This is a genomic window from Amycolatopsis sp. WAC 04197, assembly GCF_003947475.1.
In the GTDB taxonomy this organism is placed as follows: Bacteria; Actinomycetota; Actinomycetes; order Mycobacteriales; family Pseudonocardiaceae; genus Amycolatopsis; species Amycolatopsis japonica.
Genome location: NZ_QHJK01000003.1, coordinates 25,780 through 42,951, shown reverse-complemented (window position 1 = coordinate 42,951; position 17,172 = coordinate 25,780). Strand labels below are relative to the sequence as shown.

Here is a 17,172-nt window from a genome sequence, read left to right as displayed (position 1 = left end):
GGGCCACTCGCACGGCCGTCCACGGCACGCTTCCCCCGTGGTAGCGTCTGCGCCCTGTTCCCCACAGTCCGGCTTCACCCATCGTGCACCAGCAAGGGAAAACCATGCCCGAACAAGGTCTCGGCACCGTCGTGGCGGTGGACGGCCCGGCGGCGGCGGGCAAGACCACCACCTGTCTGGCGCTGTCGAAATCGTTCGATCTACGCTATCTCGAAAGCGGAAGGACTTATCGCATCATCGCTTTCGAGGCCCTGCAACGTCGCATTCCCGTCGAAAACGCCACGAAAGTCATCGGACTCTGCGACGAATTGATCACGGCGAGCCGCTCCGAGAGCCTGCTGACCTCCGACCGCTACGCCCAGGACAAACTGCGCGCGACCCGGGTCAACGTGGCCGTTTCCGCCGTCGCCAAAATCGCCGAGGTCCGCCAGCGGGTGACCAGCCTCATCAGGCTTTGGGCCGGCGCACAGCCACGATGCGTCATCGAAGGCCGGGACATCGGCACCACCATCTTTCCGGCCGCGACCGTGAAGTTCTACTTGACCGCCAAACCCGAAGTGCGGGCGATGCGGCGAGTACGGCAAGAGCGGGCGGCGTCCTACGAACACGTTCTCGACGACGTGATCCGCCGCGACGAGGCCGATATGTCCCGGACGACGTCGCCGTTGGTCCCCGCCGAGGACGCCATCAGAATCGACACCACCGAGCTCACCGTCGAGCAGGTACTAAGGCTGATGACCTCGGCGTGTCGCGACAGAGGCTTAGAGATCAACCGTTAGTGCGAGTACGCTTCTGCTTTGTCTGCGACGAAGCTAAGTTGACCATGGGTATGACTTCAGGTGATCGATCAATGACGAGGAGTATCGGTTATGAGACCGGCGATGGCGAAGGAAAACGAAGCCGAACCGGAGAACACCGATTGCCTCTTTTGTCATTTCGATGACGCCTCGGTGAATGACGTACTGTTCACCGGAAACGAGATCTATGTGCGGTGGGACAACTTCCCGGCCGCCAAGGGGCATGTCGAGGTCGTCCCGAAAAGACACGTCGAGTCCTACTTCTCGCTCACGGCGAGCGAGCACGCCGAAGTCTACGCGCTGATCAAGCGGGCATGGCGCCGGATCCAGGACCAGTTCCAGCCGGATGGCTACACCATCGGCGTGAACGAAGGGCAAGCGGCGGGCCGGACGATCGACCACCTGCACATCCACCTGATCCCACGGTACGAGGGCGATGTGGCGGATCCGCGAGGCGGTATCCGTCACGTACTACCGGGGACCAATCCCGACGAATGGCTCGGCCGATAGCCCTTTCCTCGCCTCCACGACGAACCAGCTGCCGCGTCCGCTCGGCCACACCTGGGCCGAGACGAACCCGACGGCGGCCAATTCCTCCATCACGGCTTCGGGACTGCGCAACGAAAACCATCTCGGAGACGGCATTCGGATGCTTCGCGCCCATCCTTCGCCGTTCCCTTCCTTGAGGCTGATCGCCGTGACACCGCCGGGCGCGAGCACGCGATGGATTTCGGAGAAGACGTGCGGATGCGTCGAGCTCGGCAAATGCACGACGCTGGCACAAGCCCAGACGCCGTCGAACAGTCCAGCGGCCAGCGGTAAGGCCATGAGATCGCAGAGCACCGTGCCGGCCACCGCACAACGACATCGGGTGTACCGGAGCAACTCCTTGCTGAGGTCGGCCGCCACCACGGTCGCGCCGCGTCCTATCAGGTATTCGGCGTCCCGGCCCCCACCGCAGCCGAGGTCCAGCACCGAGCTTCCGGGCAGGGCGTCGAAGAATCGGTCCAGTTCTTGGTCGAGGCCGGGAAACAGGTCGAGCGTGCCGGTGGACCGGACGTACACCTCGGCACACTCGTCGTAGGCTCGTCGAGTACTCGACACCAAGCCGCGCAGGTTCGTGTCGTTCAGGTGCATTCGAAGTCCTCGCGACCGATGGCCATCCCGAGATTGGTCATCTCCTCCAGCAGTTCCCTCCGGTCGAGCACCTCGTAGCCGCGGCCGGCGTCGACGCTCACACAGCCGACGAACTTGTTGCGCCCGCTTCTGATCGGCGTCACGAACAGCGCGGTCCGATGCTTGAGAGCCTGGAACGCCTCCCATGTCAGGTTCATCACCGATTCCGCACCGAAGCGTGTCACGTGGTCGTCGAACTTCGCCTCGTCGGTGAGGCTGGCCGCCAACGGTGCGACGTCGAATGTCACTTCACGATCGTGCTGCCAGCAGAGTCCCACCGCGCCGATGCCCCGCACCGGCGCGAAACTCCGCGTCGCCGGAAAGGATGACATCCGATAGGAGGAAAGTCGTTTCAGCACACCGTGGATCGGATGCCTCAGCGTGCGCGTCTTCCGCCACACGTGGAGTGCCAGATCGCCGGTGTCGAGTGGAGGATCGATCTTCGCGCTGATCTCGAGCAATCTGCCGAACGTGGACAGCACGCGCCTGCGCATCATGACGTTCCGGTCCACGAAGGCCCGTCGTTGCCAGCTTTCGAACGGTGCGAAGGCGCCGAAAATCCCGGCTGTGACGAGAGCGACCAGCAGCAGGTACGAGCGGTCGTTCAGAAGGTCGTCCCAGAATGCCTTCGCCGGTACGTTGTACGCCTTGCCTGCCAGGAAGAGCGTCGCCGACAGCAGAATCGCCTTGTCCGCGAACTTGGCCGCCTTCCGGCTCATGCCTTTCCGTCACGCTGGTGCCGCCATGCCTCGCCCGGCAGGTCCGACCGTTCGCCGTCGCATCCGGTCAAGACGACCTCGGGCCGCTCGGTGACGACACCGATCCGGTGGAAGCTCACCGCTTCGGCGAGGTCGTCCACCCTGGCTGACGGCACGGTGAAGACGAGTTCGAAGTCGACCGAGTCGCCCATGACCAGGCTCAACGGCTCGACACCCACGTGAGCGGCCACCGCTGCCACCGCCTTGGGCACGGGGATGGACCGCTCGTCGACGTCGATCCCGACCCCGCTCGACTCGGCGATGCTCAGCAAAGCGGCCTTCAGTCCGTCCGAGGTGTCCAGACAGCTCGTGACCATCCCGCTGGCGCCGAGCGCGAGTCCCTCGTCCACTCTGGCCACCGGTCGCTTCCATGCGGAAAGCAGCGACGGCACCAGGCTGTCGATGACCAGGTCCGGGACACCGGAACGCAGGTACGCCATCGCCGCTCCTGCGGGTCCGGTCGGCGCCGTGAGGCAGACGACGTCGCCGGGTTTCGCGCCGGACCGCAGCAGCGCCCGGCCCGCCGGGCACACCCCCAGAGCCGACGCCGAGAGGATCAGGCGTTCCGCGCCGCCGATGTCGCCGCCCACGTTGAGGCAGCCGAACGCGGCACACGCATCCCGGATGCCGCGCATGACGAGACCGAACAGCGCGTCGTCCATTTCGGCCGGATACCGCACGACGGAAAGCAGCCCGATCGGCTTCGCGCCCATCGCCGCGATGTCGCTCAGATTCGCGGCGACCAAGTAGTACCCCAGATCGTATTCGTCCAGGTGTCCCATCTCGTAGAGCCTGAACTTGGGGCCGCGGACGTAATCGGTCCCCACCACGAGGTCGTGCTGCCCGGCCAGCCGGAACACCGCGCAGTCGTCTTGGGCGTCGGCACCCGCGGTCAGTTCCACCCGGCCGCCGTCCGGGGACGAAACCGGGACGAACTCGCGCGCCTGCCCGGCGAACAACGGCACGATCGTCGTGGCCAGTCTCGTCGGTTCGTCCGAGAATTTCTCACTCACCACAGGACAGCTCCAGATCGTCGCCACGAAGTTTCCCAGGCCAGTAATCCACCATTCGCAGGGTCTCGCGAAGATCCCTTTTCCGCATCACCACCGCGTAGTCCCATTCCGGATCCTCGATCGCCAGCACGGCACCGACGATCGAGCGGAGATACTGCCTTTTCTGCGCGCCGGTCGGCAGGTATACCCGGACTTTCTCCCGGTACACGCGAAGAAAATAGGCGGAAGACGGCCACGGGGCGAGCGCGAGTTCCCCGAGTGAATCCAGATCCCGATGGAACAGGCCGTCTCCGATCAGGAGATCGTCCACGGCGTCACCGTCGACGGGGAGAAAGTGCAGATGCGCGTGCGTGATACACGCGTGGCTCTCCTGCCCGGCGCTCGACCCGTGTTCGAGGATCAGCGGCTCGCCGAAGGTCTCCCGGTACAGCGGCATGAAGTCGTCGACGAGGCCGCATACCTCGTCCTGGTGACGGGAAAGCACTTGCGCGAACGACAAGTGGTGGTTCGACGGCAGGAGCAGGAGATGTCCGAGCACGAGCGGCGACATATCGGCCAGCAGCGTCAAGTTTTCTGTTGAATGTATTAGCCGGGACGGTGGGTCGCCCTCGTAGAAACGGGCGAAGGAAGTGTCATCCGAACCCGAAAGCTCTTCGCAGAAGTCCGCGCCCGCGCACTGCATGGTTTCGATCATGTCTCCCCCGCCGCCTCGCTTCGTCCTGACCTTCGCCGAGCAGAGCACCTGGATTTTTGCGCACGGTCATGGCGGACTTGAATGGTCGATGCGGAGATTAACTCGAACGTCGTAACCGGCTCACGGATTCGTGATGACGGGAATTTGGACAAAAGCAGGACACATCATGGTCGATACATACTCGTCCGCCGCACGACGTGAAAAAGCGTCCGTCACCCGATGGATGACGGACGCTTTCCGACTGTCGCTATCCGTTCGAATTCACGGCGATTTCGGCGAAATCCGCACTCACCGGCCTTCTCGTGCCAAGAGTTCCCGGACCCGTTCCTGCAGCGCCTCCCTCGGGTACGCGTTCACCTGCGCTCCGGCCATCCGCACCGGGTCACCGAAGAAGAAGTACTCGTACAGCGATTCCCGTCCGGCGAAGCTCGAGACCGACGCGTCGAAGGCCAGCTTGAACAGCCGCGCGCGGTCCTTGGCAGGCAGGGTGGCCGACTGGAGGTAGGTGTCGATGTCGGGACGCCCCTCCGCTTCGAAGTCCGCCTCGCCCGGCAGCGCCATGAGGCCGGACGCGGAGAATTTGCGGATGATCTCGGTCAGCCGCGGCGAGACCTTCGTGGGGTACCAGTTCCGGGCGGCGTTCAGGACTTCCCACTTGGGCAGGAAGACGCCGTCCTCGCTGAGCTTCCCGTCGGCCTCCGCCGCGCGCAGCACGGCCTTCTCGATCTCGACGTAGGAGATCAGCTCCGAGAGGTCCTGCTGGATGTGCTGGAAGCCGCCGATGCCGATCGCGGCGGCGATCTCACTGGCGAGTCCGAGGTAGAACTCCGTCTTGGCCAGCGTGCGCGTGACGACCTGGTGGGTCATGAGCGCGCCGGCGCCGGTCTCGGAGTACCAGGCGTTGCACAGTTCCGGATGCCCCAGCAGGAAGACCCGCTCGTTCGGGACGAAGACGTCGTCGAACACCACGACCGCGTCCATCTCCTCGAACCGGGAGGCGAGCGGTTCGTCGAAGGTCGAGCGGCCGTGGTCGAGCCCGGCGCGGCAGAAGTACTTCAGCCCCGGCGCGTCGTTCGGGACGGCGAAAGCGTAGGAATACGGGGCGTCCTCGGGGGTTCCGCGCAGGACGGTCGAGGGGAAGACCAGGAGTTCGTCGGCGATCGGCGCGATCGTGGCGAGCATCCGGGCACCGCGGACGACGATGCCGTCCTCCCGTTCCTCCACCACCTTCGCCGACAAGTTCCCGCCACCCTGCTGGCTGCCCGAAACCGATCGGTTGACCTGCGGCGGGATCAACGTGTGCGTCGCGAGCAAGTCGTTCTCGCGCGCCATCTCGTAGTACTTCTCGATGCGCTCGCCGTAGACGGGATCGGCCTGGGAGAAGAACTTCTTCGCCGTCGAGAGGGCGGTGAGCGACGAGTTCATGTAGTCGCCGGTGCGGCCCAGGAAGCCGTTGGAGTATTCGGCCCAGACGGAGAAGGCGGCACGGCGGCGCTTGAGGTCTTCCTCGCTGCGCGGCACCAGGAACGACATGCCGACCCGCTCCCCCGTGGTCGGCGATTCGTAGGTCAGGACGTCACGGTGCGCCGGATCGTGCTGGAGGTCGAACAGCTTCGCGTAGGTCAGCGCGTTGTTGCGGAACGCCGGATGCTCGGCGACCTTGGCGGTCACCTTCTCGCCGTCGACGTACAGCTCCGGTGTCATCGCGTTGAGCTTGTCGAGGTACTGCTGTCCGGTACGGGCTCCCATGTCGTGCTCCTTCTCGGGTGGACGTCGTTGTCAGAACAGGGATTCGTGACCTTGCGCGGATTCGTGGATCGTCGAGAACCGCCCGTCGACGAAACCGAGCGCGTCACCGGAGCGGTAGTCGAACTCCCGCACCTCACCGAGGAACAAGGTGTGGTCACCACCGTCGTAGGTGGCCCACGGCGTGCAGTCGAACCAGCTCAGGACGCCGCCGAGCCTCGGCGCGTGCCCGCCCTCGACCCACGTCGGCGCGCCTTCCGGAGTCGGACGGCCGGCGAAGTTCATCGCGAGCGCCTCCTGCTCGGCGCCGAGGACGTTGACCGCGAACGGGCGGTCCTTGAGCAGGTCGTGGCTCTTCACGGTGCGCTGGATCGAAACGAGGACGAGCGGCGGATCCATCGAGACCGCGGTGAAGGAGTTCACCGTCAGACCGTGTCGTTTCGTCGCGGCGTCGAAGGTCACCACCGCGACACCCGTCGCGAACCGGCCAAGACAGCCTCGGAAGAACTGCGCGGGCGGGCGATAGAGGCTCGATCCCGGCGGAAAACTGGTTTTGCGTGACATCATCGTCCGATTCCTGTTCTATAATCGAACAGCCAGTTCAACTATCGAAATGGATCGTATACGATGGTTTCGGACTCCCGCAAGACCGCGAGCACGTCCCAGACGCTCAGCCGCGGCATCCGCGTCCTCGAAGTGCTTGCCGACGCCCAAGAACCGCTCAGCGTCGACCGGATCGCCGAACGGCTGGAGGTCCACCGATCGATCGCGTACCGGCTCATCCGCACCCTGGAAGAGCACGGGCTTCTCACGCGGGAACCCGCCGGGAAATACGAACTCGGCGCGCGGTTGGCCGCGCTGGCGGCGGGGATCAAACACGATCTGCAGGCCGCGGCGCTGCCCGAGCTGACCGCCGTCGCGAACGAACTCGGCATGACGTGTTTCGTCGCGGTGATGGACCGCGAGGAATGCGTGACCCTGGTCAGCGTGGAACCCCGGCACGCCGTCGCGTCCGTCGCGCAGCGCCCGGGGTCCAGGCATCCGTTCACCGCGGGCGCCCCGGGGCGGGCGATCCTGTCGCAGCTTCCGGAAGGAGACCGGCCGGCTGACGTCCGGGAAGTCGTCGACCGCGGCTACGCGGACAGCCACGGCGAGGTGATCGAGAACCTCAGCTCGGTGGCCGTGCCGCTCCCCCTGCGCGGGCACGCTCCGGCCGCGCTCGCGGTCGTCTACCTGTCCAGCACGCGAACCCCCGCCGAGCTCGCGGAGCGGCTCAAGGCGGCGGCGAAGGCCGTCCGTGACGCTCTCGGCGGGTGAGCGTCACGGACGGCGGGATCACTTGGCGAAACGGAGCGGGCTGACCGCCTGCTCGGCTTCATGGTCGGGCCCAAGCGGGATCCCCGACCGGTCACGCAGCAACAACGTGGCGATGAGACCGACGACGGTCATCCCGCCCAGATAGACGGCGACGGACACCGAAGTACCGGTCGCGTCTACCAGTGCCGTGGCGATCGTCGGCGCGAACGCGCCACCGAGGATCGCGCCCAGCGCGTACGAGATCGAAACGCCGGAGAACCGGATCGACGCGGGGAACAGCTCCGCGTAGAACGCCGCCTGCTGACCGTAGGTGAACCCGAGCCCGACGCTGAGGATGATCAACCCCAGCGCCAGCAGCACGATGTTCCCGGTGTCCACCAAGGGGAACAGCACCGCGATACCGGCGAGCTGGGCGATCCAACCGACGACGTAGGTGCGGCGCCTGCCGATGCGGTCGGAGACCGCGCCCGCCGCCCACGTCGAGATCAGCCAGGTCGCCGCGGACGCCGTCACCGCCCAGAGCACCGGGCCGCGGTCGAGCCCGAGCGGGCCCTTCGGGTTGGTCGCGTAGTTCTGGATGTAGCCGCCGGTGGTCATGTAGCCGACCGCGTTGTTGCCCGCGAACACCAGCGCGGCCACCACGACGAGCACGGCGTGTTTGCGGAACAGCTGGATGATCGGCGTCCGGGTCTGCTCACGGCGTTCGGCGATCTCGCGGAAGACCGGGCTCTCCTCGACCCGGCGCCGCACGTAGTGACCGACCAGGATCAGCCCGACGCTGAGCAGGAACGGGATCCGCCAGCCCCAGTCGAGGAACGCCTGCCCGGGGACGAGCAGGCTGGTCAGCGCCAGCACACCGGACGCCAGCAGCAGCCCGAGCGGGACACCGATCTGCGGTGAGGCGCCGAAGAGCCCCCGTCGCTTCGACGGCGCGTGTTCGACCGCCATCAGGACGGCGCCACCCCACTCCCCGCCCGCCGAAATTCCCTGCAGGATCCGCAGCAGGATCAGCAGTACCGGCGCGAGGACCCCGATCTGGTCGAACGTCGGGAGCACCCCGATCAGCGTGGTCGCGGCGCCCATCAGGATCAGGGTGAGCACCAGGACCACGCGACGGCCGTACTTGTCGCCGAAATGCCCGGCGAGGAACGCGCCGAGCGGACGGAACAGGAAGCTCACGCCCACGGTGGCGAAGGAAACGAGCGTGCTGTTCGCCCCGAGGCCGGAGAAGAACAGCTTGCCGAAGACGAGACCGGCCGCGGACGCGTAAACGAAGAAGTCGTACCACTCGACGGTGGTGCCGACGACGGTCGCGAAGGCGACCCGGCGCCGGTCGGAGGACGGTGGGGCGGTCCGGCCGGATAGGCGTTCATCCTGGGCTGGGTTCGACACGTGGACTCCTTTGTCGTCGGCCACCTTGCCACTGTGGCACGGAATCATATACGTTATTAGATACGAAGCAAGGGTCGAGGATTCAGGGGAACATGGGCACTTACGAGGCAACATCGCCGTCCGGTCCGTTGGAGACCCGGCCGGGCAAGATCATCGCCGTCCATCTCAGCTACGCCTCCCGCGCGGAGCAGCGTGGACGGCGTCCGGCGAACCCGTCGTACTTCTTCAAGCCGTCGAGCTCGATCGGCACGTCCGGCGGCACGGTCGAACGTCCGGCGGGCACCGAACTGCTGGCCTTCGAAGGCGAGATCGCGCTGGTCATCGGCACCACGGCCCGCTGGGTCAAACCGGATCAGGCGTGGGATCACGTCGCCGCGGTGACCGCCGCGAACGACTTCGGCCTCTACGATCTGCGCGCCGCGGACAAGGGTTCCAACGTCCGGTCCAAGGGCGGCGACGGCTACACCCCGCTCGGCCCCGGCCTCATCGACGCGCGCGACGTCGACCCGTCGTCGCTGCGCGTCCGCACCTGGGTGAACGGCGACCTGGTGCAGGAGGACACCACCGCCGGACTGCTGTTCCCCTTGCGGCAGTTCGTTTCCGATCTCTCCCAGCACTTCACGCTCGAACCGGGCGACATCATCCTCACCGGCACCCCCGCCGGCTCGACCGTGGTCTCCCCCGGCGACGTCGTCGTGGTCGAAGTGGACGTTCCCGGCACCTCGCTGAGCAGCGGACGGCTCCACACCACCGTTTCCCAGGGCATCCGGGCCTTTTCGGACATCGGCAGCCTGCCCGAGGTCGACGACAAGCAGCGCGCCGAAGCCTGGGGCACGCCCATCGAGACACCCGTCGAGGAGGACGCTCCCGCGCTCAGCGAGGAACTACGCGCCAAGCTCCTTCGCGCGCCCGTCGCGGGTTTGTCCGCCCAGCTGCGCAAGCGAGGGCTGAACAACGTCGCGATCGACGGTGTGCGCCCCAACCTGCCCGGGTCGAAGGTCGTCGGCACGGCACGGACCCTGCGTTTCGTCCCGAATCGCGAGGACCTCTTCAAATCCCACGGTGGCGGTTACAACGCCCAGAAGCGGCTCTTCGACTCGGTCGGCACCGGCGAGGTGATCGTCATCGAAGCCCGCGGTGACAAGGGTTCCGGCACGCTCGGCGACATCCTGGCATTGCGGGCGCGGTACCTCGGCGCCGCCGGCGTGATCACCGACGGCGGGGTCCGCGACTTCGAAGCCGTCGCCGCGACCGGGCTGCCGGTGTTCTCCCAGGGCGCGCATCCGGCAGTTCTCGGGCGCAAACACGTGCCGTGGGACACCGACGTCGCGGTCGCCTGCGGCGGGGCGACCGTCCTGCCCGGGGACATCATCGTCGGCGACGACGACGGCGTGGTGGTCATCCCGCCGTCGCTGGCCGAAGAGATCGCCGACGCGGCGCTCGTCCAGGAGGACGAAGACTCCTGGATCGCCGAGCAGGTCGGACAGGGCCGCCCGATCGAGGGGCTCTTCCCGCTGAACCCGTTGTGGCGGGAAAGGTATGAGGCATGGCAGAAGAAGCAGTGAAGACGACCAGCAAATCCGAACTCGCCTACGAGTGGCTGCGTGAGCGGATCGCCCGGCACGAGTACGGACCCGGCTACCGGCTGGTGCTCGCCGAGATCGCCGGCGCGCTCGACATGAGCGTCGTCCCGGTGCGCGAGGCGATCCGGCGGCTGGAGGCCGAGCGGCTGGTGACCTTCGAACGCAACGTCGGCGCGCGTGTGGCGATGGTGGACCAGAACGAGTACGTCCACGCGATGCAGACGCTCGGCGTCGTCGAAGGCGTCGCCACCGCGCTGTCCGCGCCGCAGCTGTCCGAAGAGAACATCGCGCGGGCGCGGCGGGTGAACGAGCGCATGATCGCGCTGCTGGACCATTTCGACGCGCACGAATTCACCGCGCTGAACCAGCAGTTCCACTCGCTGCTCTTCGAATGCTGCCCCAACCCGCAGATCCTCGACCTCGTGCACCAGGGCTGGACCCGGCTGTCCGGGCTGCGCGACTCCACGTTCGCGTTCGTCCCCGACCGCGCTCACCGGTCGGTCGAGGAGCACGAAGAGATCCTCCGGCTGATCTCCGCGAAAGCCGACCCGCTCGACATCGAATTCGCCGCGCGCAATCACCGCTGGGCCACCATGCAGGCCTTTTTGGACGCTCGAGAGCGCGCCAAGCGCTGACTGAGGAGGAATCTTGACCAGCACGACTCCCCGGCCGATCCCGGACGGTGTCCCGGAGCGGATCCGGCACTACATCGGCGGCGAACTCGTCGATTCGGCCGACGGCGCGGTCTTCGACGTGATCGACCCCGTCACCAACGAGGTCTACGTCCAGGCCGCCGCGGGCAAGAAGGCAGACATCGACCGCGCCGTCGCCGCCGCGCGGAAGGCGTTCACCGAGGGCCCCTGGCCGAAGCTGCTGCCGCGTGAGCGCTCGCGGGTGCTCAACCGCATCGCCGATCTCGTCGAGTCGCGGGACAAGCGGCTCGCGGCCTTGGAGAGTTTCGACTCCGGCTTGCCGATTTCGCAGGCGCTGGGCCAGGCACGGCGGGCCGCGGAGAACTTCCGGTTCTTCGCCGATCTGATCGTCGCGCAGGCCGACGACACCTACAAGGTGCCTGGCCGCCAGGTGAACTACGTCAACCGCAAGCCGATCGGTGTCGCCGGGCTGATCACGCCGTGGAACACGCCGTTCATGCTGGAGTCGTGGAAACTCGCGCCCGCGCTGGCGACCGGTAACACCGTCGTGCTCAAGCCCGCGGAGTTCACGCCGCTTTCCGCGTCGCTGTGGGCGGAGATCTTCGAGGAGGCCGGACTGCCGGCGGGGGTTTTCAACCTCGTCAACGGCTTCGGTGAGGACGCCGGCGACGCGCTGGTGAAGCATCCGGACGTCCCGCTGATCTCGTTCACCGGCGAAAGCGGCACCGGCAGCCTGATCTTCGGCAACGCGGCGCCGTTCCTCAAAGGTCTGTCGATGGAACTGGGCGGCAAGTCGCCCGCCATCGTCTTCGCCGACGCCGATCTGGAGACCGCGATCGACGCGACGATCTTCGGCGTGTTCTCGCTCAACGGCGAACGCTGCACCGCGGGCAGCCGCATACTGGTCGAGCGCGCGATCTACGACGAGTTCGCCGAGCGCTACGCCGCGCAGGCCAAACGCGTCGTGGTCGGCGACCCGAGCGACCCCAAGACCGAGGTCGGCGCCCTGGTGCACCCCGAGCACTACGACAAGGTCATGAAGTACATCGAGATCGGCAAGACCGAGGGCAGGCTGGTCGCCGGCGGCGGCCGTCCGGACGGCTTCCCGACCGGGAACTACGTGGCGCCGACGGTGTTCGCCGACGTCAAACCGGACGCCCGGATCTTCCAGGAGGAGATCTTCGGCCCGGTCGTCGCGATCACGCCGTTCGACAGCGAGGAAGAGGCGCTCGAACTCGCGAACAACACGAAGTACGGGCTCGCGGCCTACGTCTGGACCAACGACCTCAAGCGGGCGCACAACTTCGCGCAGTCCGTCGAGGCGGGCATGGTGTGGCTCAACTCCAACAACGTCCGCGATCTGCGCACGCCCTTCGGCGGGGTGAAGGCGTCCGGGCTGGGGCACGAGGGCGGCTACCGCTCGATCGACTTCTACACCGACCAGCAGGCGGTGCACATCAATCTCGGCGAGGTGCACAACCCCGCCTTCGGCAAGGGCTGAGCCCACCTCCACTGTCCACAAAGGATGACGCAATGAAGCCGATCCCCACCCCGAAATCGCCGCCGCCGGACGTCCTGCGCTGCGCGTACATGGAACTCGTCGTCACCGATCTGGCGCGCTCGCGCGCGTTCTACGCCGACGTGCTCGGCCTGACGGTGACCGAAGAGGACGAGACGACGATCAGTCTCCGCACGATCGACGAGTTCATCCACCACAACCTCGTGCTGCGCGAGGGACCGGTCGCGGCGGTCGCGGCCTTCTCGTACCGGGTGCGGTCGCCCGAGGACCTGGACAAGGCAGTCGCGTTCTACACGGAACTGGGCTGCCGGGTCGAACGCCGCGCGGACGGCTACACCAAGGGCATCGGCGACTCGGTGCGGGTGCAGGATCCGCTCGGCTTCCCCATCGAGTTCTTCCACGACGTCCAGCACGTGGAGCGCCTCGGCTGGCGCTACGACCTGCACCTGCCGGGTGCGCTGGTGCGGCTCGACCACTTCAACCAGGTCACGCCGGACGTCCCGCTCGCGGTGAAGCATATGGAAGACCTCAACTTCCGGGTCACCGAAGACATCCAGGACGACCAGGGCACGACCTACGCGGCCTGGATGCGCCGCAAGCCCACCGTGCACGACACCGCGATGACCGGCGGCGACGGGCCGCGCATGCACCACGTCGCCTTCGCCACGCACGAGAAGCACAACATCCTGTCCATTTGCGACAAACTCGGTTCGCTGCGGATGTCGGACCACATCGAACGCGGACCGGGCAGGCACGGCGTGTCGAACGCGTTCTACCTGTACCTTCGCGACCCCGACGGGCACCGCGTCGAGATCTACACGCAGGACTACTACACCGGCGACCCGGACAACCCGGTCGTCACCTGGGACGTGCACGACAACCAGCGCCGCGACTGGTGGGGCACGCCGGTGGTCCCGTCCTGGTACACCGACGCCTCGCTGGTGCTCGACCTCGACGGCAAGCCGCAGCCGGTCGTCGCGCGGACCGATGACAGCGAGCTGGAGGTCACCATCGGCGCCGACGGCTTCTCGTACACGCGAAAGGGTGACGACGAAGGCGAACTGCCGGCGTGGAAACAGGGCGAGTACAAACTCGGCAACCAGCTCTGAGGCGGGGAACATGCTCGAACAGGAAACGATCACCGCGATCGCCGACGAACTGGCGGCCGCGGAGGAGGCGCGGGAGACGATCCCGCTGCTGACGGCGCGCTATCCGGACATGACCGTCGAGGACTCGTACGCCGTGCAGAACGAATGGCGGCGGCGGGGCATCGCGGCGGGTCGTCGTCCGGTCGGCCGCAAGATCGGGCTGACGTCGAAGGTCATGCAGGCCGCGACCGGGATCACCGAACCCGACTACGGCGCCATCTTCGCGGACATGGTGTTCGAGAACGGTTCCGTGATCGAACACAGCCGGTTCTCGAACGTGCGGATCGAGGTCGAGCTGGCCTTCGTGCTCCGTGATTCCCTCGCCGGACCGGACACCACGGTGTTCGACGTGCTGCGAGCGACCGAGTACGTGGTGCCCGCGCTGGAGATCCTGTCGTCGCGCATCGAGATGGCGGGCCGGACCATCGTGGACACGATCAGCGACAACGCGGCCATGGGCGGCATGGTCTACGGCGGCAACCCGGTCGCCGTGGACGCCGTCGATCTGCGGTGGGTTTCGGCGCTGCTGTACCGCAACGAGACCATCGAGGAGTCCGGTGTCGCCGCCGCAGTGCTGAACCACCCCGCGAACGGTGTCGCCTGGCTGGCGAACAAACTCGCTCAACACGGTGACAAGCTCGATCCGGGCGACATCGTGCTGGCCGGGTCCTTCACGCGGCCGATGTGGGTGCACCCCGGGGACACCGTGACCGCCGACTACCGGGATCTGGGGGCGATCACATGCCGCTTCGTCTAGATCCACCGTTCCGGGATCGGCTGGGCGAGCGGCCGCGGATCGGGATGTGGGTCACGTCGGGCAGTCCGGTCGTCGCCGAGATCTGCGCGGGTTCCGGGCTCGACTGGCTGCTCGTCGACACCGAGCACTCCCCCGCCGGACTGGAGACCGTGCAGTCGTTGCTGCAGACGATCGCCGCGTATCCGATCACGCCGGTGGTGCGCGCTCCGTCCGGCGACGCGGTCGCGCTGAAGCAGCTGCTCGACCTGGGCGCCCAGAACCTGTTGGTGCCCATGGTCGACAGCGCCGAGGAGGCGGAAGCCGTGGTGCGGGCCGTCCGCTATCCGCCGCGAGGCGTGCGCGGTGTCGGCAGCGCCCTCTCCCGGTCCGCGCGCTGGAACCGGGTCGAGGACTACCTCGCGAAGGCCGAGGAGTTCACGTCGCTGTTCGTCCAGATCGAGTCGACGGCGGGGGTCGCGGCGGCCGCCGAGATCGCCGCGGTCGACGGCGTCGACGGGGTGTTCGTCGGACCGTCCGATCTGGCCGCCTCGATGGGCCTGCTCGGAAAGCAGACGCACCCCGATGTCACCGCGGCCGTCTTGCGCACCTTCGAGGCCGTTCTTGCTCGGGGAAAGCCGGTCGGTGTCAACGCGTTCGACCCTGCGCAGGCTCAGCGCTACCTCGACGCTGGCGCGTCGTTCGTCCTGGTCGGCGCCGACGTCACGCTGCTGACCCAAGGTTCGGAGGCGCTCGCGCGGCGGCATCAGGCCTAAGGTCTTGGGCATGCTGCCGTGGCTGCTCGACTCGCCCACCAGGCCCCGAGTGTGCGGCGGCGCGTTTGCGGGAATGGGGTATGGACGCCGGCGCGCTGCGGGGGACCGCCGAACTCATCGCTGAGAACAGCCGGTGGGAGTACGACGATCTCCCCCGTACCGGGGGTGGCGAGGTCGGCTGCTGCATCAACGTGTGGACCCTCGCGAACGGCCTGTGGCTCGGCGCCAACGTCGCCCCACTCACCTCGTGGTTCTCGGAACACCAGCAACCTGACGGTGGCTGGAACTGCGAAATGGGTCTCGGGTTCTGAACATTCGTCCGCGCATTCGAGGCTGAACTCGCTCAAGGGCCTGCTCGGGCTTGGCAGCCACTCGATGACGGCCCGGGAAGACGAAGTCGGTCGCGTGGTGGTAGTTCTTCCTGAAGCTGGAGGTCTTCGCCGCCGTGGCGATGGACTGTGTGCGTTTTGGACGTCAGATGTCCCAAAATCCACACGGTCACCGACTGCGGGCATGCCGAGGGGCCCGTCGCCTCGGTGGCTGGCGGGCTCCTCGGTGGTCAGACGTGATGCAGGGTGTTGCGCCGGGGTTTTCGAAGCGGATCTCGATACTGGGGTGGGATGAACTCCGGTAACCCATCGGCCGCCATCCGTACTTCCCAGTCACCGTGGTGAATCAGCCGATGATGAAACCCGCAGAGCAACACGAGATTTCGGAGGTCGGTTGGTCCGCCGTCTGCCCAGTGGTGAATGTGGTGAGCGTGGCAATTCTTGGGTTTCCGATGACATCCTGGGAACGCGCAACCACCGTCCCGGATATTCAACGCACGCCGCTGCCCGGGGGTGACGAACCGTCTCAGCCTCCCCATATCCAGCGGCTCACCCGAGGAACCCATCACGACCGGCAACATCAGGCAGTCACAGGCGGCTAGCCGGGCTTCCCGAGCAGTCATCGTCCCCACGAAGTCCAGGCACGCGGTGCCGAGGCCGGATTTGAGTTCCTCAAGTCCGATGGTGACATGCACCAAAGTCCGGTAACCGCTGGTGCCGGGCTGGTCGGGGCAGGCGATCGCCAAGTCGAGCAGCTCGGCCCACGCGTCTCCCAGGCGCTCGCACTTCATCCGCAGATCCGCCTGCCCGAACTCGTCCACCGGCCGTGGCTGGGCGTACGCCTCCAGCGCGGCGGCGGTCCGGGCACCGGTCTCGTCATCGAGGAGGCCGGTGAGTTTCCAGAACCCGTCCTTACGGCGTTCCAGGGTGATCTCACGGCGAGGTTCCTTCGGCTCGGGGTCCTTGGGTTCCTTGCCGTCAGGGTTGAGCAAGCCCTGCAGGTTCGCCTCAGCCTTGGCGAGCTGCCGAGGTCCGGCGGTCGGGGCAAGGTCAGCGAGGATCTGCTCCGCACCGGCCCGCTCCTCGGCCGAAATCTCGGCGGGAAGGTTCTTCAAGATCTCCAGGATCTGATCAATCCGCTCATCCCCGACCAATCCCTGAGCCGCCACCGCGGCAGTGGCGGGAGCGACAGGCGGAACCTCCGTGCCATCCAGAGCCCGGGTGGGATTCAACGCGATGGCCCGCTTGACGATCGGGCCCGCTTCGCCGCGTGATAGTCCCGCGATTTCGGCGAACCAGCTCGCCGTACTCCCATGCCCGTACAAGTCTTTGACGCCCCGAGACTCGATCTCCGCCAGGAACCGCCCCAGACAGGCGGTCGCTATCCGGATCACCTGCAACGACTGCTGCACGCCATGGGCAAGCTCCAGCTTGCCGGCGCGCCACAGTTCTTGCGGCAGTTCGGGGAGGAAGGTCTCGGACACAGCTCCATAATACCCGAAGAAATCGAACTTGTGTTCGTAATTTTAAGCAACCAA

Annotated in this window: 18 protein-coding genes; 10 read left to right on the top strand and 8 right to left on the bottom strand. The window is 66.6% G+C overall.

The window, feature by feature from the left end:
* Positions 1–83: 83 nt before the first annotated feature.
* Positions 84–779, top strand: coding sequence for a (d)CMP kinase (gene cmk / locus DMC64_RS13255; protein ID WP_125733741.1), 696 nt, complete (start codon positions 84–86; stop codon positions 777–779).
* A gap of 90 nt (positions 780–869) precedes the next feature.
* On the top strand, positions 870–1,307 hold the full coding sequence (locus DMC64_RS13250) for an HIT family protein (protein WP_125733740.1): 438 nt from the start codon (positions 870–872) through the stop codon (positions 1,305–1,307).
* Here DMC64_RS13250 and DMC64_RS13245 read toward each other — a convergent pair.
* The 6 genes from DMC64_RS13245 to DMC64_RS13225 all read right to left on the bottom strand — a co-directional run bounded on the left by DMC64_RS13245 (position 1,269) and on the right by DMC64_RS13225 (position 6,751).
* Positions 1,269–1,934, bottom strand: coding sequence for a class I SAM-dependent methyltransferase (locus tag DMC64_RS13245; protein WP_158634214.1), 666 nt, complete (start codon positions 1,932–1,934; stop codon positions 1,269–1,271). The two genes, DMC64_RS13250 and DMC64_RS13245, sit on opposite strands and share 39 nt — an antisense overlap.
* Entirely contained in the window at positions 1,925–2,692 is a 768-nt protein-coding gene (locus tag DMC64_RS42675) for a hypothetical protein (protein ID WP_158634213.1), read from the bottom strand. Before DMC64_RS42675 ends, DMC64_RS13245 begins: the two co-directional genes overlap by 10 nt.
* A complete protein-coding gene (thiL, locus tag DMC64_RS13240; protein ID WP_233629642.1) occupies positions 2,689–3,744 on the bottom strand; it encodes a thiamine-phosphate kinase in 1,056 nt (351 codons plus the stop codon). The genes DMC64_RS42675 and thiL overlap by 4 nt, the downstream gene beginning before the upstream one ends.
* Positions 3,737–4,438: a hypothetical protein gene (locus DMC64_RS13235; RefSeq protein WP_125733737.1), complete on the bottom strand. Its 702-nt coding sequence runs from the start codon at positions 4,436–4,438 to the stop codon at positions 3,737–3,739. Before DMC64_RS13235 ends, thiL begins: the two co-directional genes overlap by 8 nt.
* Positions 4,439–4,726: 288 nt before the next feature.
* Entirely contained in the window at positions 4,727–6,187 is a 1,461-nt protein-coding gene (gene hpaB / locus DMC64_RS13230) for a 4-hydroxyphenylacetate 3-monooxygenase, oxygenase component (protein ID WP_125733736.1), read from the bottom strand.
* Between the two features lie 30 nt (positions 6,188–6,217).
* On the bottom strand, positions 6,218–6,751 hold the full coding sequence (locus DMC64_RS13225) for a flavin reductase family protein (protein ID WP_037338641.1): 534 nt from the start codon (positions 6,749–6,751) through the stop codon (positions 6,218–6,220).
* Positions 6,752–6,811: 60 nt separating this feature from the next.
* Between DMC64_RS13225 and DMC64_RS13220 the strand changes: the two genes are divergently transcribed.
* Positions 6,812–7,501, top strand: a complete 690-nt coding sequence (locus DMC64_RS13220; protein WP_125733735.1) for an IclR family transcriptional regulator — start codon at positions 6,812–6,814, stop codon at positions 7,499–7,501.
* 18 nt (positions 7,502–7,519) lie between these two features.
* On the opposite strand, the gene DMC64_RS13215 is transcribed toward DMC64_RS13220, so the two are convergent.
* Positions 7,520–8,893: an MFS transporter gene (locus DMC64_RS13215; protein WP_125733734.1), complete on the bottom strand. Its 1,374-nt coding sequence runs from the start codon at positions 8,891–8,893 to the stop codon at positions 7,520–7,522.
* Positions 8,894–8,985: 92 nt separating this feature from the next.
* Here DMC64_RS13215 and DMC64_RS13210 point away from each other — a divergent pair, with 92 nt between their 5' ends.
* The 7 genes from DMC64_RS13210 (at position 8,986) to DMC64_RS13180 (ending at position 15,616) form a co-directional block, all read left to right on the top strand.
* Positions 8,986–10,458: a fumarylacetoacetate hydrolase family protein gene (locus DMC64_RS13210; RefSeq protein WP_125733733.1), complete on the top strand. Its 1,473-nt coding sequence runs from the start codon at positions 8,986–8,988 to the stop codon at positions 10,456–10,458.
* The gene (locus tag DMC64_RS13205; protein WP_037338657.1) at positions 10,440–11,111 is read left to right on the top strand and encodes a GntR family transcriptional regulator; all 672 of its coding nucleotides are present in this window, start codon (positions 10,440–10,442) and stop codon (positions 11,109–11,111) included. Before DMC64_RS13210 ends, DMC64_RS13205 begins: the two co-directional genes overlap by 19 nt.
* Before the next feature lie 13 nt (positions 11,112–11,124).
* Complete coding sequence (gene hpaE, locus DMC64_RS13200) at positions 11,125–12,630, top strand: 5-carboxymethyl-2-hydroxymuconate semialdehyde dehydrogenase (protein WP_125733732.1); 1,506 nt, start codon at positions 11,125–11,127, stop codon at positions 12,628–12,630.
* 32 nt (positions 12,631–12,662) lie between these two features.
* Positions 12,663–13,757, top strand: coding sequence for a 3,4-dihydroxyphenylacetate 2,3-dioxygenase (gene hpaD / locus DMC64_RS13195; RefSeq protein WP_125733731.1), 1,095 nt, complete (start codon positions 12,663–12,665; stop codon positions 13,755–13,757).
* Positions 13,758–13,767: 10 nt separating this feature from the next.
* On the top strand, positions 13,768–14,553 hold the full coding sequence (gene hpaH / locus DMC64_RS13190) for a 2-oxo-hept-4-ene-1,7-dioate hydratase (RefSeq protein ID WP_125695198.1): 786 nt from the start codon (positions 13,768–13,770) through the stop codon (positions 14,551–14,553).
* Positions 14,538–15,305 carry an HpcH/HpaI aldolase/citrate lyase family protein gene (locus DMC64_RS13185; protein WP_125733730.1) on the top strand — a complete coding sequence of 256 codons (768 nt, stop codon included), beginning with the start codon at positions 14,538–14,540 and terminating at the stop codon, positions 15,303–15,305. Before hpaH ends, DMC64_RS13185 begins: the two co-directional genes overlap by 16 nt.
* Before the next feature lie 80 nt (positions 15,306–15,385).
* On the top strand, positions 15,386–15,616 hold the full coding sequence (locus DMC64_RS13180; RefSeq protein ID WP_370323877.1) for a hypothetical protein: 231 nt from the start codon (positions 15,386–15,388) through the stop codon (positions 15,614–15,616).
* Between the two features lie 248 nt (positions 15,617–15,864).
* Here DMC64_RS13180 and DMC64_RS13175 read toward each other — a convergent pair whose 3' ends face one another.
* Positions 15,865–17,118, bottom strand: coding sequence for an HNH endonuclease signature motif containing protein (locus tag DMC64_RS13175; protein ID WP_125733729.1), 1,254 nt, complete (start codon positions 17,116–17,118; stop codon positions 15,865–15,867).
* Between the last annotated feature and the right edge of the window lie 54 nt (positions 17,119–17,172).

Excerpts from the sequence above, each read along its gene's own strand:
- DMC64_RS13250 (WP_125733740.1), top strand. The coding sequence starts at position 870 with ATGAGACCGGCGATGGCGAAGGAAAACGAAGCCGAACCGGAGAACACC.
- DMC64_RS13245 (WP_158634214.1), bottom strand. The coding sequence starts at position 1,934 with ATGCACCTGAACGACACGAACCTGCGCGGCTTGGTGTCGAGTACTCGA.
- DMC64_RS42675 (WP_158634213.1), bottom strand. The coding sequence starts at position 2,692 with ATGAGCCGGAAGGCGGCCAAGTTCGCGGACAAGGCGATTCTGCTGTCG.
- DMC64_RS13235 (WP_125733737.1), bottom strand. The coding sequence starts at position 4,438 with ATGATCGAAACCATGCAGTGCGCGGGCGCGGACTTCTGCGAAGAGCTT.
- hpaB (WP_125733736.1), bottom strand. The coding sequence starts at position 6,187 with ATGGGAGCCCGTACCGGACAGCAGTACCTCGACAAGCTCAACGCGATG.
- DMC64_RS13225 (WP_037338641.1), bottom strand. The coding sequence starts at position 6,751 with ATGATGTCACGCAAAACCAGTTTTCCGCCGGGATCGAGCCTCTATCGC.
- DMC64_RS13220 (WP_125733735.1), top strand. The coding sequence starts at position 6,812 with ATGGTTTCGGACTCCCGCAAGACCGCGAGCACGTCCCAGACGCTCAGC.
- DMC64_RS13210 (WP_125733733.1), top strand. The coding sequence starts at position 8,986 with ATGGGCACTTACGAGGCAACATCGCCGTCCGGTCCGTTGGAGACCCGG.
- DMC64_RS13205 (WP_037338657.1), top strand. The coding sequence starts at position 10,440 with ATGGCAGAAGAAGCAGTGAAGACGACCAGCAAATCCGAACTCGCCTAC.
- hpaD (WP_125733731.1), top strand. The coding sequence starts at position 12,663 with ATGAAGCCGATCCCCACCCCGAAATCGCCGCCGCCGGACGTCCTGCGC.
- hpaH (WP_125695198.1), top strand. The coding sequence starts at position 13,768 with ATGCTCGAACAGGAAACGATCACCGCGATCGCCGACGAACTGGCGGCC.
- DMC64_RS13185 (WP_125733730.1), top strand. The coding sequence starts at position 14,538 with ATGCCGCTTCGTCTAGATCCACCGTTCCGGGATCGGCTGGGCGAGCGG.
- DMC64_RS13180 (WP_370323877.1), top strand. The coding sequence starts at position 15,386 with ATGGACGCCGGCGCGCTGCGGGGGACCGCCGAACTCATCGCTGAGAAC.